Origin of the sequence: Pseudomonas sp. PONIH3, from assembly GCF_002934345.1 — a bacterium.
In the GTDB taxonomy this organism is placed as follows: domain Bacteria; phylum Pseudomonadota; class Gammaproteobacteria; order Pseudomonadales; family Pseudomonadaceae; genus Aquipseudomonas; species Aquipseudomonas soli.
The window spans coordinates 570,869-594,934 of record NZ_CP026386.1 but is presented as its reverse complement, the minus strand read 5'-3'; the positions used below and the strand labels follow the sequence as shown (position 1 = coordinate 594,934).

At 62.1% G+C, this 24,066-nt stretch carries 21 protein-coding genes and 2 pseudogenes; 13 read left to right on the top strand and 10 right to left on the bottom strand.

The genetic code is table 11. From position 1 onward, the window contains the following. Positions 1-56 precede the first annotated feature (56 nt). From C3F42_RS02735 to C3F42_RS02715, 5 genes are all read left to right on the top strand, one after another. Positions 57-1,337, top strand: coding sequence for an MdtA/MuxA family multidrug efflux RND transporter periplasmic adaptor subunit (locus C3F42_RS02735; protein WP_094012131.1), 1,281 nt, complete (start codon positions 57-59; stop codon positions 1,335-1,337). Next, positions 1,334-4,432 carry an MdtB/MuxB family multidrug efflux RND transporter permease subunit gene (locus C3F42_RS02730; protein ID WP_094012132.1) on the top strand — a complete coding sequence of 1,033 codons (3,099 nt, stop codon included), beginning with the start codon at positions 1,334-1,336 and terminating at the stop codon, positions 4,430-4,432. Before C3F42_RS02735 ends, C3F42_RS02730 begins: the two co-directional genes overlap by 4 nt. Further along, on the top strand, positions 4,429-7,539 hold the full coding sequence (locus tag C3F42_RS02725) for an efflux RND transporter permease subunit (protein ID WP_094012133.1): 3,111 nt from the start codon (positions 4,429-4,431) through the stop codon (positions 7,537-7,539). Before C3F42_RS02730 ends, C3F42_RS02725 begins: the two co-directional genes overlap by 4 nt. Further along, positions 7,536-9,020: an efflux transporter outer membrane subunit gene (locus C3F42_RS02720; protein WP_094012134.1), complete on the top strand. Its 1,485-nt coding sequence runs from the start codon at positions 7,536-7,538 to the stop codon at positions 9,018-9,020. The genes C3F42_RS02725 and C3F42_RS02720 overlap by 4 nt, the downstream gene beginning before the upstream one ends. A gap of 136 nt (positions 9,021-9,156) precedes the next feature. After that, the gene (locus tag C3F42_RS02715; protein ID WP_094012135.1) at positions 9,157-9,966 is read left to right on the top strand and encodes an ABC transporter substrate-binding protein; all 810 of its coding nucleotides are present in this window, start codon (positions 9,157-9,159) and stop codon (positions 9,964-9,966) included. 30 nt (positions 9,967-9,996) lie between these two features. Here C3F42_RS02715 and C3F42_RS02710 read toward each other — a convergent pair whose 3' ends face one another. After that, positions 9,997-10,278 carry a hypothetical protein gene (locus C3F42_RS02710; RefSeq protein WP_094012136.1) on the bottom strand — a complete coding sequence of 94 codons (282 nt, stop codon included), beginning with the start codon at positions 10,276-10,278 and terminating at the stop codon, positions 9,997-9,999. Positions 10,279-10,587: 309 nt separating this feature from the next. Here C3F42_RS02710 and C3F42_RS02705 point away from each other — a divergent pair. Next, a pseudogene (locus C3F42_RS02705) lies at positions 10,588-11,958 on the top strand (MHYT domain-containing protein); the annotation flags it as partial. A gap of 169 nt (positions 11,959-12,127) precedes the next feature. On the opposite strand, the gene C3F42_RS02700 reads toward C3F42_RS02705, so the two are convergent. The 7 genes and pseudogenes from C3F42_RS02700 to C3F42_RS02670 form a co-directional block, all read right to left on the bottom strand. Beyond that, a complete protein-coding gene (locus C3F42_RS02700; protein ID WP_223198360.1) occupies positions 12,128-12,997 on the bottom strand; it encodes an HD-GYP domain-containing protein in 870 nt (289 codons plus the stop codon). An 83-nt stretch (positions 12,998-13,080) separates the two neighbouring features. Continuing rightward, positions 13,081-13,374, bottom strand: a complete 294-nt coding sequence (locus C3F42_RS29760) for a DUF3391 domain-containing protein (RefSeq protein ID WP_256586325.1) — start codon at positions 13,372-13,374, stop codon at positions 13,081-13,083. Positions 13,375-13,530: 156 nt separating this feature from the next. Next, positions 13,531-13,911, bottom strand: coding sequence for a hypothetical protein (locus C3F42_RS02690; RefSeq protein ID WP_001054412.1), 381 nt, complete (start codon positions 13,909-13,911; stop codon positions 13,531-13,533). Beyond that, positions 13,908-14,234 carry a hypothetical protein gene (locus tag C3F42_RS02685; RefSeq protein WP_000091614.1) on the bottom strand — a complete coding sequence of 109 codons (327 nt, stop codon included), beginning with the start codon at positions 14,232-14,234 and terminating at the stop codon, positions 13,908-13,910. Before C3F42_RS02685 ends, C3F42_RS02690 begins: the two co-directional genes overlap by 4 nt. A gap of 23 nt (positions 14,235-14,257) precedes the next feature. Continuing rightward, positions 14,258-14,592, bottom strand: a pseudogene (locus C3F42_RS02680) (transposase). Between the two features lie 14 nt (positions 14,593-14,606). Continuing rightward, complete coding sequence (locus C3F42_RS02675) at positions 14,607-14,942, bottom strand: helix-turn-helix domain-containing protein (protein WP_001172026.1); 336 nt, start codon at positions 14,940-14,942, stop codon at positions 14,607-14,609. Beyond that, positions 14,923-15,300, bottom strand: a complete 378-nt coding sequence (locus C3F42_RS02670) for a type II toxin-antitoxin system RelE/ParE family toxin (protein ID WP_003151133.1) — start codon at positions 15,298-15,300, stop codon at positions 14,923-14,925. Before C3F42_RS02670 ends, C3F42_RS02675 begins: the two co-directional genes overlap by 20 nt. A 191-nt stretch (positions 15,301-15,491) precedes the next feature. Here C3F42_RS02670 and C3F42_RS02665 point away from each other — a divergent pair, with 191 nt between their 5' ends. From C3F42_RS02665 to C3F42_RS02655, 3 genes are all read left to right on the top strand, one after another. After that, entirely contained in the window at positions 15,492-16,094 is a 603-nt protein-coding gene (locus tag C3F42_RS02665) for a recombinase family protein (protein ID WP_010465829.1), read from the top strand. Continuing rightward, positions 16,078-19,107 (top strand): Tn3 family transposase, encoded by a 3,030-nt coding sequence (locus tag C3F42_RS02660; RefSeq protein ID WP_024015041.1) that lies wholly within the window; start codon positions 16,078-16,080, stop codon positions 19,105-19,107. The genes C3F42_RS02665 and C3F42_RS02660 overlap by 17 nt, the downstream gene beginning before the upstream one ends. A 236-nt stretch (positions 19,108-19,343) precedes the next feature. Continuing rightward, a complete protein-coding gene (locus tag C3F42_RS02655; protein ID WP_003464995.1) occupies positions 19,344-20,189 on the top strand; it encodes an AraC family transcriptional regulator in 846 nt (281 codons plus the stop codon). Positions 20,190-20,218: 29 nt separating this feature from the next. On the opposite strand, the gene C3F42_RS02650 is transcribed toward C3F42_RS02655, so the two are convergent. Beyond that, positions 20,219-20,737, bottom strand: coding sequence for a YkgB family protein (locus C3F42_RS02650; RefSeq protein ID WP_003464991.1), 519 nt, complete (start codon positions 20,735-20,737; stop codon positions 20,219-20,221). Positions 20,738-21,011: 274 nt separating this feature from the next. Continuing rightward, the gene (gene merR, locus C3F42_RS02645; protein ID WP_000429838.1) at positions 21,012-21,446 is read right to left on the bottom strand and encodes an Hg(II)-responsive transcriptional regulator; all 435 of its coding nucleotides are present in this window, start codon (positions 21,444-21,446) and stop codon (positions 21,012-21,014) included. A 71-nt stretch (positions 21,447-21,517) separates the two neighbouring features. Between merR and merT the strand changes: the two genes are divergently transcribed. The 4 genes from merT to merA are packed head-to-tail and all read left to right on the top strand — an operon-like array spanning position 21,518 to position 24,050. Next, on the top strand, positions 21,518-21,868 hold the full coding sequence (gene merT / locus C3F42_RS02640; RefSeq protein ID WP_001294667.1) for a mercuric ion transporter MerT: 351 nt from the start codon (positions 21,518-21,520) through the stop codon (positions 21,866-21,868). A 15-nt stretch (positions 21,869-21,883) separates the two neighbouring features. After that, positions 21,884-22,159, top strand: coding sequence for a mercury resistance system periplasmic binding protein MerP (gene merP, locus C3F42_RS02635; RefSeq protein ID WP_000735441.1), 276 nt, complete (start codon positions 21,884-21,886; stop codon positions 22,157-22,159). Positions 22,160-22,161: 2 nt separating this feature from the next. Beyond that, positions 22,162-22,407 carry a mercury resistance system transport protein MerF gene (merF, locus tag C3F42_RS02630; protein ID WP_000654684.1) on the top strand — a complete coding sequence of 82 codons (246 nt, stop codon included), beginning with the start codon at positions 22,162-22,164 and terminating at the stop codon, positions 22,405-22,407. Continuing rightward, entirely contained in the window at positions 22,404-24,050 is a 1,647-nt protein-coding gene (gene merA, locus C3F42_RS02625; RefSeq protein WP_000136268.1) for a mercury(II) reductase, read from the top strand. The genes merF and merA overlap by 4 nt, the downstream gene beginning before the upstream one ends. Positions 24,051-24,066 lie beyond the last annotated feature (16 nt).

Here is a 24,066-nt window from a genome sequence, read left to right as displayed (position 1 = left end):
TGCTTATCGTTCACGCTCGCCACACCGTCATTCTCTGAACAAGGTTCGTTCAACCCATGCAAGCCTCCAATTCCCGTTCCCCTCGTCGCTGGCTGTTCGGCCTGCTGATCCTGCTGCTGGTGGCCCTGTTGGCCTGGTGGCTGTGGCCCGCAACGACCGCCCATAAAGAGGGTGGCGGGCATCGCCCAGGCAAAGGCATGGGCGGCCGGCCGGGTTTTGGCGCCTCCACCGAAGCGGTGCCGGTGCGCGTCGAGCCTGCGCGGGTGGGTGACTTCCCGCTGTACTACAAGGCCCTTGGCACCGTGACCGCGACCAACACGGTCAACGTGCGCAGCCGGGTGGCCGGCGAGCTGGTCAAGATCCACTTCAAGGAAGGCCAGCAGGTCAAGGCCGGTGACCTGCTCGCCGAGATCGACCCGCGCAGCTACCGCATCGCCCTGCAGCAGGCCGAAGGCACCCTGGCGCAAAACCAGGCGCAACTGAAGAATGCCCAGGTCGACCTGGCCCGTTATAAAGGCCTGTATGCCGAAGACAGCATCGCCAAGCAGACCCTGGACACCGCCGAGGCACAGGTCGGGCAATTCCAGGGGCTGGTCAAGACCAACCAGGCGCAGGTCAACGATGCCCGCCTGAACCTGGCGTTCACCCAGATCCGTGCGCCGATCAGCGGTCGCCTTGGCCTGCGCCAGCTGGACCTGGGCAACCTGGTCGCCGCCAACGACACCACGGCGCTGGTGGTCATTACCCAGACCGAACCGATCAGCGTCGCCTTCACCTTGCCGGAAACCCAGCTCGACACCGTGCTCGCCCGCTACCGCAGCGGTGCCAGCCTGCCGGTCGAAGCATGGGACCGTGGCGATCAGAAGCTGCAGTCCACCGGCGTGTTGGGCAGCCTCGACAACCAGATCGACACCGCCACCGGCACCCTGAAGTTCAAGGGCACCTTCCAGAACACCGACCACGCCCTGTTTCCCAACCAATTCGTCAATGTGCGCCTGTTGGCCGACACCCTGAAACAGGTGGTACTGGCGCCGACCGCGGCCATCCAGTTCGGCAATGACGGCACCTTCGCCTACGTGGTCAACGCCGAGAACACCATCAACATCCGCCCCCTCAAGGTCGGTGCGAGCGATGGTGAGAACAGTGTGATCGTCGAGGGCCTGGCCGCCGGTGACCGCCTGGTGCTGGAAGGCACCGACCGCCTGCGCGAAGGCTCCAAGGTCGAGGTGGTCGAAGACAGCTCGCAAGTGCCGACCACCCCGGGCCAGCATCTGCAGGGGCAGGGCGCCAAGGGCTCGGCGCAGACTGGTGAACCAGGCTCCAAGGCGGGCGCATGAACCTCTCGCGCCTGTTCATCCTGCGGCCGGTCGCCACCACGCTGAGCATGCTGGCCATCGTCCTGGCCGGCCTGATCGCCTACAAGCTGCTACCGGTGGCGGCCTTGCCCCAGGTCGACTACCCGACCATCCGCGTCATGACCCTGTACCCCGGCGCCAGCCCCCAGGTGATGACCAGCGCCGTCACCGCGCCACTGGAGCGTCAGTTCGGCCAGATGCCGGGCCTCGAGCAGATGGCCTCGACCAGCTCCGGCGGCGCTTCGGTGCTGACCCTGCGTTTCAACCTCGACATGAACATGGATGTCGCCGAGCAGCAGGTACAGGCCGCGATCAACGCCGCCAGCAACCTGCTGCCCAGCGACCTGCCGGCACCGCCGGTGTACAACAAGGTCAACCCGGCCGACACGCCGGTGCTGACCTTGGCCATCTCGTCCAAGACCATGCCGCTGCCCAAGCTCAACGACCTGGTCGACACCCGCGTAGCGCAGAAAATCGCCCAGATCAGTGGCGTCGGCATGGTCAGCATCGCCGGCGGCCAGCGCCAGGCGGTGCGGATCAAGGTCAACGTCGACGCCCTGGCGGCCAACGGCCTGAACCTGGACGACGTGCGCACCCTGATCGGTGCCTCCAACGTCAACCAGCCCAAGGGCAACTTCGATGGCCCGACCCGGGTGTCGATGCTCGACGCCAATGACCAGTTGCGCTCGCCGGCCGAGTACGCCAATCTCATCCTCAAGTACAACAATGGCGCACCGCTGCGCCTGAAGGACGTCGCCGAGATCGTCGACGGCGCCGAGAACGAGCGCCTTGCCGCCTGGGCCAACCAGAACGAGGCGGTCCTGCTGAACATCCAGCGCCAACCCGGCGCCAACGTCATCGAGGTGGTCGACCGGATCAAGGAACTGCTGCCGTCGATCACCGATAACCTGCCGGCGGGTCTGGACGTGAGCGTGCTCACCGACCGTACCCAGACCATCCGTGCCGCCGTGCGCGACGTGCAGCACGAGTTGCTGTTCGCCATTGCCCTGGTGGTGATGGTGACCTTCCTGTTCCTGCGCCGGGCGTCGGCCACGATCATCCCGTCGATCGCCGTGCCGCTGTCGCTGATCGGCACCTTCGGGGTGATGTACCTGGCCGGTTTCTCGGTCAACAACCTCACGCTGATGGCCCTGACCATCGCCACCGGTTTCGTGGTGGACGATGCCATCGTCATGCTGGAGAACATCTCCCGGCATATAGAAGAGGGCGAGACACCGCTGCAGGCCGCGCTCAAGGGCGCTAAACAGATCGGTTTCACCCTGATCTCGCTGACCTTCTCGCTGATCGCGGTATTGATCCCGCTGCTGTTCATGGCCGACGTGGTCGGGCGGCTATTCCGCGAGTTCGCCATCACCCTGGCGGTGGCCATCCTGATTTCCCTGGTGGTGTCACTGACGCTGACGCCGATGATGTGCGCCCGCCTGCTCAAGCGTGAACCAAAGGAAGAGGAGCAAGGCCGCTTCTACCGGGCCAGCGGTGCCTGGATCGACTGGCTGATCAAGCACTACGCCAGTGCCCTGACCTGGGTGCTCAAGCGCCAGCCGTTGACGTTGCTGGTGGCCGTGGCCACCTTGGCGTTGACCGTGGTGCTTTACCTGATGGTGCCCAAGGGCTTCTTCCCGGCCCAGGACACCGGGGTGATCCAGGGTATTTCCGAGGCACCGCAGTCGACTTCGTTCGCCGCCATGAGTCAACGCCAGCAGGCCCTGACCGAGGTGATCCTGCAGGACCCGGCGGTGCAGAGCCTGTCGTCGTACATCGGCGTGGATGGCGACAACGCCACCCTAAACAGCGGCCGCCTGCTGATCAACCTCAAGCCCCATGGCGAGCGCGACGTGACGGCAGCCGAGGTGATCAGCCGCTTGCAGCCGCAGCTCGACAAGCTGGTCGGCATCCGCCTGTTCATGCAGCCGGTGCAGGACCTGAGCATCGAGGACCGGGTCAGCCGCACCCAGTACCAGTTCAGCCTCAGCTCGCCGGATGCCGACATGCTTGCCGAGTGGAGCGGCAAGCTGGTGCAGGCACTGAAGGACCGCCCGGAACTCCAGGACGTGGCCAGCGATCTGCAGGACAAGGGCCTGCAGGTGTACCTGGTGATCGACCGCGACATGGCCAGCCGTCTCGGCATCACCGTGGCGCAGATCACCAACGCCCTGTACGACGCCTTCGGTCAGCGGCAGATCTCGACCATCTACACCCAGGCCAGCCAGTACCGCGTTGTGCTGCAGTCGCAGACTGCGGCCAGCCTCGGTCCGCAGGCGCTTGAGGCGGTCCACGTCAAGGCCGCCGACGGCGGCCAGGTGCGCCTGTCGGCCCTGGCGCGCATCGAGCAGCGCCAGGCCCAGTTGGCCATCTCGCACATCGGCCAGTTCCCGGCGGTGATGATGTCGTTCAACCTGGCCCATGGCGCGTCCCTGGGCGAGGCGGTCAAGGTGATCGAGCAGGTGCAGCAGGACATCGGCATGCCGATCGGCGTGCAGACCCGCTTCCAGGGCGCTGCCGAGGCGTTCCAGGCCTCGCTGTCGAGTACCTTGCTACTGATCCTCGCCGCCGTGGTGACCATGTACATCGTGCTCGGCGTGCTCTACGAGAGCTACATCCACCCGGTGACCATCCTCTCGACGTTGCCTTCGGCGGCGGTGGGGGCCTTGCTGGCGCTGTTGCTGAGCGGCAACGACCTGGGCATGATCGCCATTATCGGCATCATCCTGCTGATCGGCATCGTCAAGAAGAACGCGATCATGATGATCGACTTCGCCCTGGAAGCCGAGCGCCATCAGGGCATGAGCCCGAGTGATGCGATCTATCAGGCTGCGTTGCTGCGCTTCCGGCCGATCCTGATGACCACCCTGGCCGCGCTGTTCGGTGCCGTGCCGCTGATGCTCGCCACCGGTTCCGGCGCCGAGCTGCGTCAGCCGCTGGGCCTGGTGATGGTTGGCGGCCTGCTGGTGAGTCAGGTGCTGACCCTGTTCACCACACCGGTCATCTACCTGTACTTCGATCGCCTGGCTCGTCGCTGGCGCCCGCTTGACGATCCGCGGCAGGCCGAAGCATGAACCTCTCCGCACCTTTCATCCGCCGGCCTGTGGCCACCATGCTGCTCAGCCTGGCGATCATGTTGCTGGGCGGGGTGAGTTTCGGCCTGCTGCCGGTGTCGCCGTTGCCGCAGATGGATTTCCCGGTGATCGTGGTACAGGCCAGCCTGCCTGGAGCCAGCCCCGAGGTCATGGCGTCCACCGTCGCCACGCCGCTGGAGCGCAAGCTTGGCGCCATTGCCGGCGTCACCACCCTGACCAGCAGTTCCAACCAGGGCTCGACCCGGGTGATCATCGGCTTTGAACTGGGCCGCGACATTGATGGTGCGGCACGCGAGGTGCAGGCCGCGATCAACGCTACCCGCAACCTGCTGCCCAGCGGCATGCGCAGCATGCCCACCTACAAGAAGATCAACCCTTCCCAGGCGCCGATCATGGTGCTGTCGCTGACCTCGCAGGTGCTGTCCAAGGGCAAGCTCTACGACCTGGCCGACACCATCCTGTCCCAGAGCCTGTCACAGGTCAGCGGGGTAGGGGAAGTACAGATCGGCGGCAGTTCGCTGCCGGCGGTGCGCATCGAGCTCGAGCCGCAACTGCTCAACCAGTACGGCCTGTCCCTGGACGATGTGCGCGCCGCGGTGGCCAACGCGAACCAGCGCCGGCCCATGGGCTTTGTCGAGGACAGCGAGCGCAACTGGCAAGTGCGCGCCAACGACCAGTTGGAGCAGGCCGAAGACTACAAGCCTATCATCATCCGCCAGCAGAATGGTTCGATCCTGCGGCTGTCGGATGTGGCCAAGGTCAGTGATGGCGTGGAAAACCGTTACAACAGTGGCTTCTTCAACGACGAGAGCGCTGTGCTGCTGGTGGTCAACCGCCAGGCCAACGCCAACATCATCCAGACCGTCGACCAGATCAAGGCCGAGCTGCCGGCACTGCAGTCGCTGTTGCCGGCCAGCGTCAAGCTCAACGTAGCCATGGACCGCTCGCCGGTGATCAAGGCCACCTTGAAGGAGGCCGAGCACACCTTGCTGATCGCGGTGGTGCTGGTGATCCTGGTGGTGTACCTGTTCCTCGGCAACTTCCGCGCCTCGCTGATCCCGAGCCTGGCGGTACCGGTGTCGCTGGTGGGTACCTTCGCCGTGATGTACCTGTGTGGGTTCTCGCTGAACAATCTGTCGCTGATGGCGCTGATCCTTGCCACCGGCCTGGTGGTGGACGATGCCATCGTGGTGCTGGAGAACATCTCCCGACACATCGAGAAGGGCGAGAGCCCGATGCGCGCGGCCTACAAAGGCGCGCAGGAGGTCGGTTTCACCCTGCTGTCGATGAACGTCTCGCTGGTGGCGGTGTTCGTCTCCATCCTGTTCATGGGGGGGATCGTTCGCGGGCTGTTCAAGGAATTCTCGATCACCCTGGCGGCGGCAATCATCGTCTCGCTGGTGGTGTCGCTGACCCTCACGCCGATGCTCTGCTCGCGCTGGCTCAAGATCCATGGCCCGCAGCAGCAGACCCGCCTGCAACGCTGGAGCGACCGTATTCACCAGCGCATGGTCGCCGGCTACGACAAGAGCCTGGGCTGGGCGCTGCGCCACAGGCGCCTGACCCTGCTCAGCCTGCTGGCCACCATCGTACTCAACATCGCGCTGTACGTGGTGGTGCCCAAGACCCTGATGCCGCAGCAGGACACCGGCCAATTGCAAGGTTTCATCCGCGGCGATGACGGGCTGTCGTTCACGGTCATGCAACCAAAGATGGAAATCTACCGCCGCGCCCTGCTCGCGGACCCGGCCGTGGAGAGTGTCGCCGGCTTCATTGGCGGCAACAGTGGTACCAATAATGCGTTCGTGCTAGTACGACTGAAACCGATCGCCGAGCGCAAGGAGAATGCGCAGAAAGTCATCGACCGCTTGCGCAAGGACCTGCCGAAGATACCCGGCGGGCGTCTGTACCTGATGGCCGACCAGGACCTGCAACTCGGTGGCGGCGGGCGCGACCAGACCACCTCCCAGTACCTGTACACCTTGCAGAGCGGCGATCTGGCCGCTTTGCGCGAATGGTTCCCCAAGGTCGCCGCCGAGCTGCGCAAACTGCCCGAGCTGACCGCCATCGACGCCCGTGACGGTGCTGGCACCCAGCAGGTGACCCTGGTGGTCGACCGTGACCAGGCCAAGCGCCTGGGCATCGACATGGACATGGTCACCGCGGTGCTCAACAACGCCTACAGCCAGCGACAGATCTCGACCATCTACGACAGCCTCAACCAGTACCAGGTGGTGCTTGAGATCAACCCGAAATACGCCTGGGACCCGAGTACCCTGGAGCAGGTGCAGGTGATCACCGCCGACGGCGCCCGGGTGCCGCTGTCCGCCTTTGCCCGCTACGAGAACAGCCTGGCCAACGACCGCGTCAGCCACGAAGGGCAGTTTGCCTCCGAGGACATCTCGTTCGATGTTGCCGAAGGCTACAGCCCCGACCAGGCCCTGGCCGCGCTGGAGCGGGCGGTGGCCAGGCTTGGCCTGCCCGAATCGGTGATCGCCAAGCTCGGTGGCGACGCGGACGCGTTCACCAAGACCGCCCAAGGCCAGCCGTTCATGATCCTCGGCGCCCTGGTGCTGGTGTATCTGGTGCTGGGCATTCTCTACGAGAGCTACATCCACCCGCTGACGATCCTCTCCACACTGCCCTCGGCCGGGGTCGGCGCCTTGCTGGCGCTGTACCTGACCGGTGGCGAATTCAGCCTGATCTCGTTGCTCGGTCTGTTCCTGCTGATCGGCGTGGTGAAGAAGAACGCCATTCTGATGATCGACTTGGCCCTGCAACTCGAGCGCCATGAAGGCTTGTCACCGGAGGCGTCGATCCGCCGTGCCTGCCTGCTGCGCCTGCGGCCGATCCTGATGACAACCCTGGCCGCGATCCTCGGCGCGCTGCCGCTGCTGCTCAGCCGCGCCGAGGGCGCCGAGATGCGCCAGCCGTTGGGCCTGACCATCATCGGCGGCCTGGTGTTCAGCCAGATCCTCACCCTCTACACCACGCCTGTGGTCTACCTGTACCTCGACCGCCTGCGCCACCGGTTCAACCGCTGGCGCGGCGTGCGCACCGACGCTGCCCTGGATACCCCGCTATGAACTTTGCCCACACCCGAATCCATCGTGCCCTCAGGCTGCTGACCCAAGGGCGCGGCTCGCGCCTGGTCAGCGCCGGGTTGTGCGTGGCCATGCTCAGCGCCTGTACCTTGAGTCCGGACTATCACCGCCCGGAGATCAGCACCCCGGCGCAGTTCAAGCAGGCCGAGGGCTGGACCCAGGCCAACCCGTCCGATGCCGTCGCCCGCGGGGCATGGTGGGAGCTGTATGGCGACAAGCAGCTCGACGCCCTGGTGGAAGAGCTCAACCGCAGCAACCAGACGGTGGCGCAGTACGAAGCGCAGTATCGTCAGGCCCAGGCGCTGGTGCGCAGCAGCCGCGCCGCGCTGTTCCCCTCATTGAACCTCACCGTTGGGAAGAACCGTTCGGCCCAGGGCACCGGGAGCTCCAGCTCGAGCCTGTCGAACAACAGCAGTGGCATCCGCGATACCTACAACGCGCAACTCGGCGTGAGCTGGGAAATCGACCTGTGGGGCAAGCTGCGTGAAGCCATGAACGCCAACGAGGCCAGTGCCGAGGCCAGCTTCGCCGATATGGCGGCCATTCGCCTGAGCCAGCAGTCGGAGCTGGTGCAGAACTACCTGCAACTGCGGGTCATCGACGCGCAGAAACGCTTGCTCGAGGCCACGGTAGCGGCCTATGAACGGTCGTTGAAGATGAACGAGAACCAGTATCGCGCCGGGGTTGCCGGGCCGGATGCCGTAGCCCAGGCACGTACCCAGCTCAAGAGCACCCAGGCCGACCTGATCGACCTGGCCTGGCAACGCGCGCAGTACGAAAACGCCATTGCCGTGCTGATGGGCAAGGCCCCGGCCGACTTCGCCCTGGCCGCGAGCGGCGACATTCCGGCATTGCCGCAGGTGCCGGTGTCGCTCCCTTCGCAGTTGCTCGAGCGCAGGCCCGACATCGCTTCAGCCGAACGCAAGGTCATGGCGGCCAACGCCAACATCGGCGTCTCCCGGGCGGCGTACTTCCCCGACCTGTCCCTGAGCATGAATGGCGGGTACTCCAGCAGCAGTTTCAACAACTGGATCGAGCTTCCCAACCGTTACTGGTCCGTCGGCCCGCAGTTGGCGTTGACGTTGTTCGATGCCGGCAAGCGTAGCGCCGAGGTGGACCGCAGCGTGGCGGTGTACGACCAGACCGTGGCGCAGTACCGGCAGGCCGTGCTGGATGGGTTCAAGGAGGTCGAGAACTACCTGGTGCAGCTCAAGGTGTATGGGGACGAAGCCGTTGTCCGGCAGGAAGCGCTCGAGGCGGCGCGGGAGTCGTTGCGCTTGACCGAGAACCAGTACAAGGCCGGGTTGATCGGTTACCTGGACGTGGTGAACGTGCAGACCACGGCGCTGAGCAGCGAACGCAGCGTGTTGACCCTGTTGCAGGGGCGGCTGGTGGCGAGCGTGCAGTTGATCGCGGCGCTTGGCGGTGGCTGGGATGCTCGCACGCAGTTGGCCGAGCAGTGACCTGCTGTTGGCGACTTGGCCCGTGACGCTGTACCGCATCTCAGATAGCCAGATGGCGCGTGGCGTTTGGCCATTTCTCGTGCAAACTGGGTAAAGCCACCTCGTCGGTGGCACAATCCATTGCACGAGGAACGCCATGAGCGGACGTTGTCTGGGCTTGTCTGTGTGGTTGTCGTGCCTGCTGGCAGTTATTCCACTGCACGGCCTGGCCACAGACAGCTGCAAGCACCTCACCGCCACCGGCAACCCGGAGTACCCACCTTATCTCTGGCGCGACCCGCATAACCCCGAGCAACTTATCGGGGCCAATGCCGACCTGCTGAAGGAGGTGGCCAAGGACCTCGGCCTGGTGGTGGATGTGGTGTATGTCGGGCCGTGGTCCAGGGCGCAGGAGGAAGTGAGCAGCGGGCGCATCGACATGCTCGCCGGCTACTTTCGTACCCAGGCGCGCGAACTGTTGACCGACTTCATCAGCCCGCCATTTCTGTTCAATTCCAGCGTGGTCTGGGTGCGCAAGGGCGAGGGCTTCGCCTACAGCGACTGGTCCGACCTCAAGGGGCGACGCGGCGGAACGCTGGTCAACAATAGCCATGGCCAGGCGTTCGACGACTACGCCCGGGCGCAGCTCCACCTCGAAGCAGTGCCCAGCGCCACCCAGGCCTTCCAGAAGTTGCTGTTCAGGCGCAGCGACTACGTGATCTTCGAGCAGTATCCCGGCATGGCCCTGGCGCGCACGTTGGGCAAGGAAAAGGAGCTGGAGGTACTTGAGCCGCCGGTGTCCAGCGAAGGGCTGTACCTGGCGCTATCGCACAAGTCGGGTTGCAACCAGCCGGCACTGCGCGAACAGCTGGCGCGCAAGATGCGGGAGCTGGTGGCAGGGCCCTTGCCCGAACAACTGGTGGCCGAAAACCTGGAGCGCTGGCAGCGTCAACAGGCCGGAAAGTGAATCGGGCTGACGCGGCGCTGTCACGCTAGCTCAGCTCTTGCACTTGGCCACGACGACCTGGCAGGTCCGCGGCGTGCCCCCGGACCTGCCGGCGTAGCGCATGCAACTGTCCAGCGACTTCCTGCTCGCCATGGCCAGTGTCGGACCGAATGCCAGGCCGCCTTCGCCGCTGCTGGGCAGCGCCTTGGCATAGCAGTTGGAGCCTTGGGCGGCGTAGCGGGTGCTGGCGTGCTTGTTCGAACAACCGGTCGAGACGAACAAGGTGATGGCGAGCAGGGCGAGGCGCACTGCATGCCGGGGCAGGGTGGCCATTGCAGGCTCCGGGAACGGCGTGGTGGTGTGTTGAGCTTAGCCGGAGTCGCTTCGCTTGGCTTGGTGTTTCTCGTGGTCAGGGATGCCAGATCGATGGGTTTGCCCGCGGTCGATGCCATGAGCAGAAGCAAACGACAAGTGGCATTATGCCTCCAGTTACTCGCGCAAAGGCTCTAACCCCTTCACTGCAGGGCTTGCGAGCGGATTTTGGATCCATCGAGAAGCGCGAAAAGCCCGTGCGTTTCAGCAAAGCTTGAGTACAATCATCGGCTTTTCCCCGGCCTGCCGGGTTCGTTCCTGGAAGTGCGAATGCTGATCGGTAGCTACTCCTCCTCGCTGGTGTTGATCTCGCTGTGCGTGGCCATCCTTGCCTCCTACACGGCCCTGGACCTGACCGGGCGCATCGCCACGGCCAAGGGCCGGGCGGTGTACCTGTGGATGGGCGGCGGGGCATTGGCCATGGGCATCGGCATCTGGTCGATGCACTTCATCGGCATGCTGGCGTTCAGCCTGCCCATCGAGCTGGGTTACGACACTGCGCTGACCGGCCTGTCGCTGCTGATCGCGGTGGCTTCGTCGGGTTTCGCCCTGTGGCTGGTGAGCCAGCCAAAGCTACCTTGGCTACAACTGGCCTTCGGTGCCTTGATCATGGGCACCGGCATCGCCTGCATGCACTACATGGGCATGGCCGCTCTGCGCATGCAACCGGGCATCGACTACGATCCGACGTTGTTCGGCGCCTCCCTGGCCATCGCGGTGGGGGCTTCGGCGGCGGCGCTTTGGATAGCCTTCCGCCTGCGCCAGCACACGCCCTATGTACGGCAGATCCGTGGCGTGGCGGCGGTGGTGATGGGGATCGCCATCGTCGGCATGCACTACACCGGCATGGCGGCGGCCAACTTCCCTGCGGGCAGTTTCTGCGGGGCATTGACCACGGGATTGGCGGGGGACGGCCTGGATTACCTGGTGCTGATCACTACCTTGGCAGTGCTGGCGGTGGCCTTGCTGACTTCGGTGCTCGATGCCCGGCTGGAAGCGCGTACGGCAGAACTGGCACGCTCGCTGACCCTGGCCAACCAGGAACTGACCCAGTTGGCCTTGCACGACACCCTGACCGGGCTGCCCAACCGCACGCTGCTGGCCGACCGGATCGACCAGGCCATCGGCCGCGTTGCAGAGCAGGGGGGCTGTTTCGCGCTGATGTTCATCGACCTGGACGGCTTCAAACCGGTCAACGACGCCTTCGGCCACCATGTCGGCGACTTGCTGCTCAAGGCGGTGGCGGCGCGGTTGCGCGGCCACCTGCATAGCCAGGACACCCTGGCGCGCATCGGCGGTGACGAATTCGTGCTGCTGGTGGAGTTGGACGAGCCCGATGACGCCATGAATGTCGCGGCCAAGCAAGTCAACCTGATGTCCAAGCCGTTCCGTGTGGCCGAGCATGACCTGCAGTTGTCGGCGAGCCTGGGCATCGTGATGTATCCCGGCAACGGCCTGGACCAGCACGAACTGCTGCGCAACGCCGACGCCGCCATGTACCACGCCAAGAGCGCCGGCAAGAACGGTTACAGCTTTTTCGATGGTTCGATGAACAGCAATGCGCGCCAGCAACTGCAGCTGCTGCAGGATCTGCGCACGGCCCTGGACCATGGCCAGTTCCGCCTGCACTATCAGCCCAAGTTGGGGATGTAAGCCGGAACCCCAGAAATTTCCGTCACCCTAGTTGGGTGGGCTCAACACTCGTGTCACCAGCTACCTTCTGGAGAATCGAGCTCGGCCATCCCTCCCTGGACGGGCATCGCTCGACGATGTTCAACGGCTCCCTCACGGGGCCGTCGTTTTGTGGGGGCTATTCCATCCACAAGTCGTCGAGGTTCTTGAAGTTCCAGAGCGTCGGGTCTTCGGGGCCAGTGATACTGTCCTTGCAACTCGTGGCCGCCAGGTCGATGGTCTGCATCGGGATCGGCTCTCTCGAGCGTAGCGAGAAGAACACGCGAACCTTGGGAGTCAGCAGTGATTCCATTCCCGGCTCAACGACAACGGCCAGACGCTGAGAGGACAGGCGAACCAAGGAGCCGACGGGGTAGATGCCCACGGCCTTGACGAAGGCGTGGAAGATGCGTTTGTCGAAATGGCCCTCCCACTTGGCCATCTGCCGCATCGCCGCGGACGGGTCCCACGGCTTTTTGTAGGCTCGCTCCGACGTCACGGCATCATAGACGTCGCAGATTGCGCCCATGCGGGCCAGGAGTGAAATGGCGTCACCGGCCAAGCGATCCGGGTAGCCGGTTCCGTCGATCTTCTCGTGATGGTGCAGGGCAATGTCCACCACCCCGGGCTCGGCCCCGCCTGCGCGCAGCATCTTTGCGCCCTCCACAGGGTGGCGCTTCATGATGGCGAACTCGGCATCGGTGAGCTTGCCTGGTTTGTTAAGCACTTCCAGCGGCATCGCGGCCTTGCCTAGGTCGTGCATCAGTCCGCCGATGCCAGCCAGGCGCGTTTGCTCCTCGTCTAGATCGAGATGCCGGGCCAGCGATAGCATCAGGGCGCAGACGGCAACCGAGTGCAGGTAGGTGTAATCGTCGTGCGTTTTGATGCGTGCGACGCTGATGAGGGCATGAGGTTGGCGCAGCACCGAGGCAGCGATTTCTCCGACCAGCGGCAACGTCGTGCTTGGGTCGACGGCCTTGCCAAGCCGGGCTTCCTGGAACATGTCCATGACTTGGGACTTGGCCGCAAGACAGAGTTTCCGTGCATAACACATTTCGCTCTCCATTGAGGTTGCGCCGTCACTTTTCTTGCTTAGTGGACTAGACGGCAGAGATTGCTCCTCCGACAATTCTCTGGGCTCTGGGCTCTGGGCTCTGGGCTCTGGGCTCTGGGCTCTGGGCTCTGGGCTCTGGGCTCTGGGCTCTGGGCTCTGGGCTCTGGGCTCTCTGGGCTCTCTGGGTCGACTTGGCTTTTGGCCAAGTCGACCCAGACCTCCCCGACGCCACATTCTCGAATGGCAGAGAGATCCTGAGGCTCGGTCAGCAGGAAGCTGCCGCGCCAGAATGGGTGTCGAACCCAAGAGCAGGCGAGCTTGTGGATGTACATGCCGAGACGAAGCTCGGATACGGGAATGCGTTTTACCAACTTATTTTCCTTTCTGAGTTGGGTGGTTAGGCGTGCGCCGAGGCTGGCACCCAGCGGTAGAGCGGAGGTAAGGTCACGCCAAGATTCTTGGATCAGCCGGAACCGCCGAAATTTCCGTCAGCCGATCAACATGGCTTTGTCTCGCGCTCGGTCGATGCGTTCCTGCATCGCCTGCATGACTTCTTCGTGGGTGTACGACTTGGCGTTGGGGTCGTCGGCCTCTCGGAGAGCTTCCTCGACCTCGCGGGTCATCCGCGCATATTCTTCCGGCCACAGCGCTTGCTCCATGCGCAGCGACGCCTGCCCAAGCAGGTGCAGCAGGCCGAACAGCCGCATGTCATTGGTGGCGACGACGTGCTCTCGAATCCGCTCCTGGATCACCTCGCAGGCCCGATGCGCCTCTGGCGTCGCCGTGCCCTCGTAGCCGGCTGGGAGTTCTGCTTCTTCAGCGATTCGCGCCCAAGCGATAGCCAGCGCCTCGATGGTGGACAGGTTCATTTGCTCATCCACTTGCGCAGCAGACGCTTTTTCAGGGAGGCGCGCTCTTGCGGATTGCGTCCCTTGTGGTTGGCAATGCGATCCGCCGTGGCGGCCTGGCGCTTGATGGGCCAGTAGGAGCGGCCATCCTTACCCATCGACCAGACGTTGCTGACCTGGTTTTCCAGTAGAGGCAGATGGGCGCATAGAGCTTCCGGCGACGCGCTGGCCAGCGCGGTGCGCTCGTGGGTTCGCCAGCGCTGATGCCAGAGTTTCTTGTCCTCGCGCTCGCTACGGCAGGTCGTGTGCCCAACGATGGGCGTTTTGCGGCGGCTGCGGCTCATGATGTGGTTGTCTCCAAGAACATTCAGGACAGGCTTTCTGGGTAGAGCGCCGTCACCGGGACAGGGTTTCTTGCACTTGTTCCAGCGAGGTCATCAGATGATCAACCTGATCCTGAAGATCCACGGCGAGATCAAATAGCTCAGCCACTCGGCTGCGTGATCCCTCGTTGAACGCGGCCATTGCCAGTTGATGCAGCTTCAACAGGTCGGTGCGCAGTTGCGGAGGTGCGCCGTCTGCGCTGTCATTCAAATCGCCGCGCAGCACGTCCACGGCATCGACTGCACGCAGCAGTGCCGTGGTATCGAAATTCTCGGGAGTCAGTTCGTCCCATTCGTCGTCGGTGATGCGGGCTGCCATCAGGAGAGCTCCGATTAAGCGGTTGCGAGCGTTAGATGCCCGATCGGCTCGGCTGCTGGCCGTACCTTGATTTCGATGTCGTAGCCGAGGCGATTCAGACAATCCATCAGCTTGCGTTCGGATAGATTGGTGAAGTCGCCGCGCATCATGCCCGACACCTTCGGTTGCGGGATGCCCATGCGTTTGGCCGCCGCTTGTTGAGTCAGCCCAAGGGCGCGCATGGCCCTCCTGATCTCGACCACCAGGCCGGTCTTGATCTTGAGCTTTTCAGCGTCAGGCAGTCCAAGGTCGGCAAAGACGTTGCCCGAGCTGCGCTGAACCTCGACGCCTTCAATGATTCGTTTTTGCATTTCGTAGCTCCTGTGCCAATACCTCGGCCACCTTCAGCCGAGCGCGGATGATGTCCATGTCGGCCTTTGGCGTGGCGATTCCGCTCTTGCTCTTCTTCTGGAAGCAGTGCAGGACGAACACCGCTTCCGCAAACTTGACCGTGTATACCGCTCGATAGGTGCCGCCGGCATCGTCTTCGACGACCTCCAGCACGCCGGCACCACCGAACCCCTTGAGCACCTTTGCTGCGTCATCCTGATCGCCTATCTGCGCCAACGAGAGCGCGTAACCGAAACGGCGACGCACGTCGGACGGCAACGCCATCAAATCCTTGTGGCTGCTCGCGATCCATTCGAGCGGTTTTTCTTTGTTTGTCATGACGGAATTTTATACCTGTTCAGGTAATGATGTAAACGCGGCAACCTCAAGGAGGTGTCGTAAAACATTTGTTTTGCGACAGGCTGTCAGCCGCCGCTGTGCTACCTGTGCAACACCCCCTCAAAAATGTACGGAAAACTCTATCGCTATTCACTATTATGCGGAAACCTGTTTTTGATGGTTATCCGCCTATGTTGGTTGGCTACATGCGCGTGTCGTCGGACTCCGACCGCCAGAGCACGGACTTGCAGCGCGACGCGCTGCTCGCCGCCGGCGTCGATCCGCGTCACCTGTTTGAGGATCGTGCCTCTGGCGCGAAGGATGACCGTGCCGGCTTGGCGCGGGCGCTTGAGTTCGTTCGAGCCGGCGATGTGCTGGTGGTGTGGAAACTCGACCGGCTCGGTCGCTCGCTGTCGCACCTGCTCGCCATTGTGACTTCGCTCAAGGACAAGCGGGTGGCGTTCCGCTCGCTGACAGAGAACCTGGACACTACGACGCCCTCGGGCGAATTCCTGTTCCAGGTGTTCGGTGCGCTCGCGCAGTACGAGCGCGCCTTGATTCAGGAGCGCGTCGTCGCGGGCTTGGCCGCCGCACGCAAACGCGGCCGGATCGGCGGCCGGCCGCAGGCGATCACTGGTGAGAAGCTGGACGCCATCGTCGCCGCGCTCGATGGCGGCATGTCTAAGGCGGCGGTGTGCCGCAACTTCAATGTCAAGCGCACTACGTTGATCGAAACATTGACGCGAGCAGGTTGGCGTGGTGCGGGAAGGACGGTCGATGAGCAACAAGAATAAGCTACTCACCGTCTTTTCTGACGCAGAGCAGGAAGCCTTGTACGGCCTACCGGACTTCGACGATGCTCAGCGGCTGGAATACCTGGCGTTGGCCGAATCTGAACTGGCGTTCGCCAGCAGCCGGCCTAGCCTGCAGGCCCAAGTCTATTGCGTCTTGCAGATCGGCTACTTCAAGGCCAAGCATGCTTTCTTCCGCTTCGATTGGCATGAGGTCGAGGACGATTGCGCCTTCGTGCTGAGTCGCTATTTCCACGGCGAAGCGTTCGAACGCAAGGCGATCACCAAGCATGAGCACTACAGCCAGAGGGGTCAGATCGCCGAACTGTTCGGCTACCGGTCGTGGGCGGCTAGCTTCCTGCCGCAACTGGCACAGCAGGCTGAACAGATCGTGCGGCGCGACGTAATGCCAGGATTCGTGGCCGCCGAACTGATCGTTTGGCTCAGCGAGCACAAAATCATCCGGCCCGGCCACACCACCTTACAAGAGCTGGTCAGTGAAGCCCTGTCCACCGAACGCAGGCGCTTGGGCGGCTTGCTGGCAGAAGTGTTGGACGAATCGGCCAAAGCTGCGCTGGGCCAGCTCCTGGTGCGTGACGACACCCTGTCTCAACTGGCAGCGCTCAAGCAGGACGCTAAAGATTTCGGCTGGCGTCAGATGGCAGGGGAGCGCGAGAAGCGCGCCACGCTGAAGTCCTTGCACGGGATCGCCAAGGCGCTGCTGCCCAAGCTCGGCATCTCGCAGCAGAACCTGCTGTACTACGCGAGCCTGGCGAACTTCTATACCGTCCATGACCTGCGCCACCTGAAGGCGGAGCAGACCCGGCTCTACCTGCTGTGCTATGCCTGGGTACGTTACCGGCAGCTCACCGACAACCTGGTCGACGCGATGGCCTTCCACATGAAAAAACTTGAGGACGAGAGCCGCACGGGTGCGAAACAGTCCTTTGTCGCCGAACAGCTGCGACGCCATCAGGAAACGCCGCAGGTTGGCCGCCTGCTGTCGCTGTACGTGGACGACAGCGTGGCCGATCCGACGCCGTTCGGCGAGGTGCGCCAACGCGCCTACAAAATCATGTCCAGGGAATTGCTGCAAAACACGGCGCAGCGCATGAGCGTCAAGCCACTGAACAAACTGGCGCTGCACTGGCAGGCGGTGGACGGCCTGGCCGAACGCATTCGACGCCATCTACGGCCGCTGTACGTCGCGCTCGACTTCGCCGGCACGGCCCCCGATAACCCATGGCTCGCGGCGCTGACTTGGGCCAAGAGCGTGTTCGCCAAGCAGCAGCGCCTATCACAACGGCCACTCGACGAATGTCCGGCGGCAACGCTGCCGAAACGCTTGCGTCCGTACCTGCTGATGTTCGATGCCGAAGGCACGCCGACAGGCCTGCATGCCGATCGTTACGAATTCTGGCTTTACCGTCAGGTCAGGAAACGCTTCCAGGCGGGCGAGCTCTACATTGACGATAGCTTGCAGCACCGGCATTTGTCCGACGAGTTGGTTTCGATGGACGAGAAAGCCGCCGTGCTCGCGCAGATGGACATCCCCTTCCTGCGGCAGCCGGTCAGTGCCCAGCTCGATGCACTGGCGACCGAGTTGCGTGCGCAATGGGTGGCGTTCAATCGCGAGCTGAAACAGGGCAAGCTGACGCACCTGGAATACGACAAGGACACGCAGAGACTGACCTGGCGCAAGCCCAAGGGGGAGAACCAGAAGGCGCGCGAGCAAGCTCTCTACGAGCAACTGCCATACTGCGATGTCGCCGACGTGTTTCGCTTCGTCAACGGCCAGTGCCAGTTCCTGTCGGCGCTGACACCATTGCAGCCACGCTATGCGAAGAAGGTAGCCGACGCCGACAGTCTGATGGCGGTGATCATTGCCCAAGCCATGAACCACGGCAACCAGGTTATGGCACGTACCAGCGACATCCCGTACCACGTCCTGGAGAGTACCTACCAGCAGTACCTGCGCCAGGCGACGCTACATGTGGCCAACGATTGCATCAGCAACGCCATCGCCGCACTGCCGATCTTCCCGCATTACTCGTTCGACCTCGATTCGTTGTACGGTGCCGTTGATGGGCAGAAATTCGGCGTCGAGCGACCAACTGTGAAGGCGCGCTACTCGCGCAAATATTTCGGCCGCGGCAAGGGCGTCGTCGCCTACACGCTGCTGTGCAATCACGTGCCGTTGAACGGCTACCTGATAGGCGCACACGAGTACGAGGCTCACCACGTGTTCGACATCTGGTACCGCAACACGTCGGACATCGTGCCGAGCGCGATCACCGGCGACATGCACAGCATCAACAAGGCCAACTTCGCCATCCTGCACTGGTTCGGACTTCGTTTCGAGCCGCGCTTCACCGACCTCGACGACCAGTTGCAGGAGCTGTATTGCGCCGATGATCTGGCATTGTACGAGAAATGCCTGATCCGGCCGGCTGGCCAGATCGACCGGCAACTCATCGTCGGTGAGAAGGCGAACATCGACCGAATCGTCGCCACACTGGGCCTGAAGGAAATGACGCAGGGCACGCTGATCCGCAAGCTGTGCACCTATACGGCGCCGAACCCGACGCGGCGCGCAATCTTCGAGTTCGACAAGCTCATCCGCAGTATCTACACACTGCGCTACCTGCGCGACCCGCAACTGGAGCGTAATGTTCACCGCTCGCAGAACCGCATTGAGTCCTATCACCAGCTACGCTCGACCATCGCCCAAGTCGGTGGGAAGAAGGAATTGACCGGCCGCACCGACATCGAAATCGAGATCAGCAACCAGTGCGCCAGGCTGATCGGCAACGCGATCATCTTCTACAACTCGGCGATCCTGTCCCTGCTGCTGACGAAGTACGAGGCAGCTGGCAATGCCAAGGCGCTGGCGTTGATCACGCAGATGTCGCCAGCGGCCTGGCGGCACATCCTGCTGAACGGGCATTACACCTTCCAGACTGACGGCAAGTTCATCGACCTGGATGCGCTCGTGGCGGGACTGGAGCTGGGCTGACGGAAATTTCTGGGATTCCGGCGTACAACCCCGTAAAATAGAAGAGTGAGCACTTGATTTGCTGGTGCTTTCAAACAACGGTGTTGTTTTTTTAACAGCCGAACTGGAAAGGGAGGCTGAGCTGCTCAGTGATCACTTTATCCGTTGGCTGATTTACGCCGGCATGTTCGCTACAGGCACTGAACGACAACGCAGATGGTATGGTCTGTGCGTTCTGACTCGTCAAGGATCGGCCAATGGATCGTTTGTCTAATTTGCTCTCGCGGTTCGGCGTGCGGGCCAATCTGTTCTATGACGGCGACCTATGCGGCTCTGCATCTTACGATGGCGCCGAGCGGCGAGGTTATATCCATCTGCTTCAGGCCGGCAGCGTGACGTTGCTTGGTCCCGATCGCAAGGATTTGCAGCTCACTCGCCCTAGCTTGATTTTTATGCCACGCCCCGCCAAGCATCAATTGTTTGCGGGTGAGTCCGATGGCGCAAAGTTGTTGTGTGCTTCCATGGAGTTTGAGGGCGGAATTGATAATCCTTTGTCGGCTTCATTACCGGACTGTTTGGTGCTCGCACTCGATGATCTGCCCATGCTGGCAGACACGTTGGAGTGGATGTTTGCCGAGGCGGCAAATGTGCATTGTGGAAGGGAAGCCGCGCTTGAGCGCTTATTTGAGCTCCTAATCATTCTGTTGCTCCGTTACCTGCTCGATCATCACCAGTTGCGCACCGGAATGATGGCTGGACTGGCCGACATGCGGCTTGCCCGATCGCTTTTACAGATGCACAACTCCCCGGAACATGCCTGGTCAATAGCAGAGCTGGCCAGTGAGTCAAATATGTCACGCGCTGCGTATGCCGTGCATTTCAAGAGTGTCATCGGACAGACGCCTGCTGATTATTTGTTGAGTTGGCGAGTTAGCCTGGCTCAGAAGCTGATGCGAGAAGGGCGCTCGATTACGCTGATTGCAGCTCAAGTCGGCTACGAAAGTCCTTCGGCGCTGTCTCGCGCATTTAGACGCAAGACGGGGTTGAGCCCTCGTGACTGGTTGAAAGATCTGGCGGGGGAAAATGATGGCAAAAAGGCCTAAGGCATTACTGCCTTAAGCCATTGAAAAAATTATGCATTAATTTTACGTTTTTCCAGTTCAACCAGCGAATGGCCTGCCACAAATATCGAAACAGCAAGCAACCCTAAGTCTTTAAGCAGAAACTGACCTGGCGCAACGGAAATCGCCGGAAACCCTAAACTAGGCTCAATGACGCCCGGAGTGGAAAACATAAAGCTAAGGGTTGTGAAGAACAGGCCTGCAGACAGAGCGCCTCCTACCACGGATAGTTTGGGCGACAGCATGCGGCCTGCGATCAGAGTGCCGATCGAAATCTCTAGTATGCCGAGCAGGCTGGAGAACATGTCGACCGAAAAAATGCTATACACCCATCCCAAAAGCGGGCTGTTGCTCACCAGTGGAACCAGGCCCTCGGCCTCGTAGTGGGTAAATTTCATGCCGCCGAACCAGAAGTAAATAATAGCGAGAGCCAAGTACGCGCCATAGATACCTAGCCCCATAGTTTTGGTTCCAAGCGTTAAGTGGGCCTGTACGCTGGACTTCGAGTTTTCAATGCCTATGGTTTTCATGTCTGAGCTTCCAGTAGTGAGTGAGAGTGTGTTGGCTGCCGAACGCCGTATGCGTTGGCGATGAGATGATTATGGCTGGCATCTCTAATCAAGAGGCATCAGAAAGTATTGATTTCAGTGCAGATCGTCTTGGGCGGTGCAATTCGCGATGAAGGGATCGCCGTGGAGAGCGATGAGTGCACTATTTCGATAAAGGAGTCGTTTTACATAGGTCGATGAAGGAGTCGCCTCAGAAAACGGAAAATAAAGCACGCTAAGGCGTAGTTCCCTCGGGCTACACCGCGTCCGCACTGCGCGGTTCTTTCTTCCCTTGCAGTGACGCAATCAGCGGGCAGGAAACGTTCCCCTTCCGCGCATGGCAGGCGCACACCAAATCAGACAGCACGGCCTCCATGCGCGCCAGGTCAGCCATCCTCTCGCGCACGTCCTTGAGCTTGTGCTCGGCCAGGCTGCTGGCTTCCTCGCAATGGGTGCCATCCTCCAGCCGCAGCAGCTCGGCGATCTCATCCAGGCTGAAGCCCAACCGCTGGGCTGATTTCACGAAGCGCACCCGCGTTACATCCGTCTCGCCATAGCGGCGAATGCTGCCGTAAGGCTTGTCCGGTTCCGGGAGCAAGCCCTTGCGCTGATAGAACCGGATGGTCTCCACATTGACCCCGGCCGTCCTGGCGAAAACGCCAATGGTCAGGTTCTCCAAATTGTTTTCCATATCGCTTGACTCCGTACATAACTACGGAAGTAAGCTTAAGCTATCCAATTCAGATTCGAAAGGACAAACGTATGTCTGAACCTCAAAACGGGCGCGGCGCGCTCTTCACTGGCGGGCTGGCCGCCATCCTCGCCTCGGCTTGCTGCCTCGGGCCGCTGGTTCTGATCGCCTTGGGGTTCAGCGGCGCTTGGATCGGCAACTTGACGGTGTTGGAACCCTATCGCCCCATCTTTATCGGCGTGGCGCTGGTGGCGTTGTTCTTCGCCTGGCGGCGCATCTACCGGCCGTCAGCCGCCTGCAAACCGGGTGAGGTTTGCGCGATTCCCCAAGTGCGAGCTACTTACAAGCTCATTTTCTGGGGCGTGGCCGTGCTGGTTTTGGTCGCGCTCGGATTTCCCTACGTCGTGCCATTTTTCTATTGATCACAGGAGTTCACCATGAAAAAGCTGCTTTCCGCCCTTGCCCTCGCTGCCGTTGTTGCCCCCGTGTGGGCCGCCACCCAGACCGTTACGCTGTCCGTACCGGGCATGACCTGCTCGGCCTGTCCGATCACTGTCAAGAAGGCGATTTCCAAGGTCGATGGCGTCAGTAAAGTTGACGTGACCTTCGAGACGCGCGAAGCGGTGGTCACCTTCGATGATGCCAAGACCAGCGTGCAGAAACTGACCAAGGCTACCGAGGATGCGGGCTACCCATCATCAGTCAAGAACTGATCATGAAAGACCCGAAGACACTGCTGCGGGTCAGCATCATTGGCACAACCCTCGTGGCGCTGTGTTGCTTCACCCCTGTTCTGGTCATTTTGCTCGGTGTGGTCGGCTTGTCCGCGCTGACCGGCTATCTGGACTATGTGCTGCTGCCTGCGCTGGCGATTTTCATCGGCTTGACCATCTACGCCATCCAACGAAAACGCCAAGCCGATGCCTGCTGCACCCCGAAATTCAATGGAGTAAAAAAATGACCGAAATCACCGTGAATGGCATGACCTGCACATCCTGCGCCACCCATGTCAAAGATGCTTTGGAAAAGATTCCCGGCGTGAATGCCGCTGTGGTGTCCTATCCAGAAAGCCGCGCGCAAGTCATGGCAGACACCGCCGTGAGCCACAACCAACTGCTGGCCGCCATCGCCGCATTGGGTTATCAAGGCTCGATCCGGGTTGGTGATTTCAAAGATGAACCAAAAATCCGTGATGCACTTGAGGGCGCCGGTTTGCATATCGCCATCATTGGCAGCGGCGGGGCCGCGATGGCGGCGGCGCTGAAGGCCGTCGAGCAAGGCGCGACGGTCACGCTGATCGAACGCGGCACCATCGGCGGCACCTGCGTCAATATCGGCTGTGTGCCGTCCAAGATCATGATCCGCGCTGCCCATATTGCCCATCTGCGCCGGGAAAGTCCGTTCGACGGCGGTATTGCGGCAACTGTGCCTGCGATTGACCGCAGCAAACTGCTGGCCCAGCAGCAGGCCCGTGTCGATGAACTGCGGCACGCCAAATACGAAGGCATCCTGGACGGCAATCCAGCCATCACCGTTTTGCACGGTGAAGCGCGTTTCAAGGACGACCAGAGCCTGGTCGTCCGTTTGAACGAGGGTGGCGAGCGCGAGGTAACGTTCGACCGCTGCCTGGTCGCCACCGGTGCCAGTCCGGCCGTGCCGCCGATTCCGGGCCTGAAAGAGTCACCCTACTGGACTTCCACCGAAGCGCTTGTCAGCGACACCATTCCCGCACGCCTGGCCGTGATCGGTTCGTCGGTGGTGGCGTTGGAACTGGCGCAAGCCTTTGCCCGGCTCGGCAGCCAGGTCACGATCCTGGCACGCAGCACCTTGTTCTTCCGGGAAGACCCGGCCATCGGCGAGGCCGTGACAGCCGCTTTCCGCGCCGAGGGCATCGAGGTGCTGGAGCACACGCAAGCCAGCCAGGTCGCCCATGTGAACGGCGAATTCGTGCTGACCACCGGACACGGTGAATTGCGCGCTGACAAGTTGCTGGTTGCCACCGGTCGGGCACCGAATACGCGCAGCCTCGCGCTGGACGCGGCGGGGGTCACTGTCAATGCGCAAGGGGCCATCGTTATCGACCAAGGCATGCGCACGAGCAACCCGAACATCTACGCGGCCGGCGACTGCACCGACCAGCCGCAGTTCGTCTACGTGGCAGCGGCCGCCGGCACCCGTGCCGCGATCAACATGACCGGCGGCGACGCAGCCCTCAATCTGACCGCGATGCCGGCAGTGGTGTTCACCGACCCGCAAGTCGCCACCGTGGGCTACAGCGAGGCGGAAGCGCACCACGATGGCATCGAGACCGACAGTCGCACGCTGACACTCGACAACGTTCCGCGAGCGCTTGCCAACTTCGACACACGCGGCTTCATCAAGCTGGTCATCGAGGAAGGTAGCGGACGGCTCATCGGCGTGCAGGCGGTGGCCCCGGAAGCGGGCGAACTGATCCAGACGGCGGTGCTCGCCATCCGCAACCGCATGACGGTGCAGGAACTGGCCGACCAGTTGTTCCCCTACCTGACAATGGTCGAGGGGTTGAAGCTTGCGGCGCAGACCTTCAACAAGGACGTGAAGCAGCTTTCCTGCTGCGCTGGATAAAAAAAGGAGGTTTTCA

Coding starts and splice junctions, on each gene's coding strand:
- C3F42_RS02735 (WP_094012131.1), top strand. CDS start 57: ATGCAAGCCTCCAATTCCCGTTCCCCTCGTCGCTGGCTGTTCGGCCTG.
- C3F42_RS02730 (WP_094012132.1), top strand. CDS start 1,334: ATGAACCTCTCGCGCCTGTTCATCCTGCGGCCGGTCGCCACCACGCTG.
- C3F42_RS02725 (WP_094012133.1), top strand. CDS start 4,429: ATGAACCTCTCCGCACCTTTCATCCGCCGGCCTGTGGCCACCATGCTG.
- C3F42_RS02720 (WP_094012134.1), top strand. CDS start 7,536: ATGAACTTTGCCCACACCCGAATCCATCGTGCCCTCAGGCTGCTGACC.
- C3F42_RS02715 (WP_094012135.1), top strand. CDS start 9,157: ATGAGCGGACGTTGTCTGGGCTTGTCTGTGTGGTTGTCGTGCCTGCTG.
- C3F42_RS02710 (WP_094012136.1), bottom strand. CDS start 10,278: ATGGCCACCCTGCCCCGGCATGCAGTGCGCCTCGCCCTGCTCGCCATC.
- C3F42_RS02700 (WP_223198360.1), bottom strand. CDS start 12,997: ATGGACATGTTCCAGGAAGCCCGGCTTGGCAAGGCCGTCGACCCAAGC.
- C3F42_RS29760 (WP_256586325.1), bottom strand. CDS start 13,374: ATGTACATCCACAAGCTCGCCTGCTCTTGGGTTCGACACCCATTCTGG.
- C3F42_RS02690 (WP_001054412.1), bottom strand. CDS start 13,911: ATGAACCTGTCCACCATCGAGGCGCTGGCTATCGCTTGGGCGCGAATC.
- C3F42_RS02685 (WP_000091614.1), bottom strand. CDS start 14,234: ATGAGCCGCAGCCGCCGCAAAACGCCCATCGTTGGGCACACGACCTGC.
- C3F42_RS02675 (WP_001172026.1), bottom strand. CDS start 14,942: ATGCAAAAACGAATCATTGAAGGCGTCGAGGTTCAGCGCAGCTCGGGC.
- C3F42_RS02670 (WP_003151133.1), bottom strand. CDS start 15,300: ATGACAAACAAAGAAAAACCGCTCGAATGGATCGCGAGCAGCCACAAG.
- C3F42_RS02665 (WP_010465829.1), top strand. CDS start 15,492: ATGTTGGTTGGCTACATGCGCGTGTCGTCGGACTCCGACCGCCAGAGC.
- C3F42_RS02660 (WP_024015041.1), top strand. CDS start 16,078: ATGAGCAACAAGAATAAGCTACTCACCGTCTTTTCTGACGCAGAGCAG.
- C3F42_RS02655 (WP_003464995.1), top strand. CDS start 19,344: ATGGATCGTTTGTCTAATTTGCTCTCGCGGTTCGGCGTGCGGGCCAAT.
- C3F42_RS02650 (WP_003464991.1), bottom strand. CDS start 20,737: ATGAAAACCATAGGCATTGAAAACTCGAAGTCCAGCGTACAGGCCCAC.
- merR (WP_000429838.1), bottom strand. CDS start 21,446: ATGGAAAACAATTTGGAGAACCTGACCATTGGCGTTTTCGCCAGGACG.
- merT (WP_001294667.1), top strand. CDS start 21,518: ATGTCTGAACCTCAAAACGGGCGCGGCGCGCTCTTCACTGGCGGGCTG.
- merP (WP_000735441.1), top strand. CDS start 21,884: ATGAAAAAGCTGCTTTCCGCCCTTGCCCTCGCTGCCGTTGTTGCCCCC.
- merF (WP_000654684.1), top strand. CDS start 22,162: ATGAAAGACCCGAAGACACTGCTGCGGGTCAGCATCATTGGCACAACC.
- merA (WP_000136268.1), top strand. CDS start 22,404: ATGACCGAAATCACCGTGAATGGCATGACCTGCACATCCTGCGCCACC.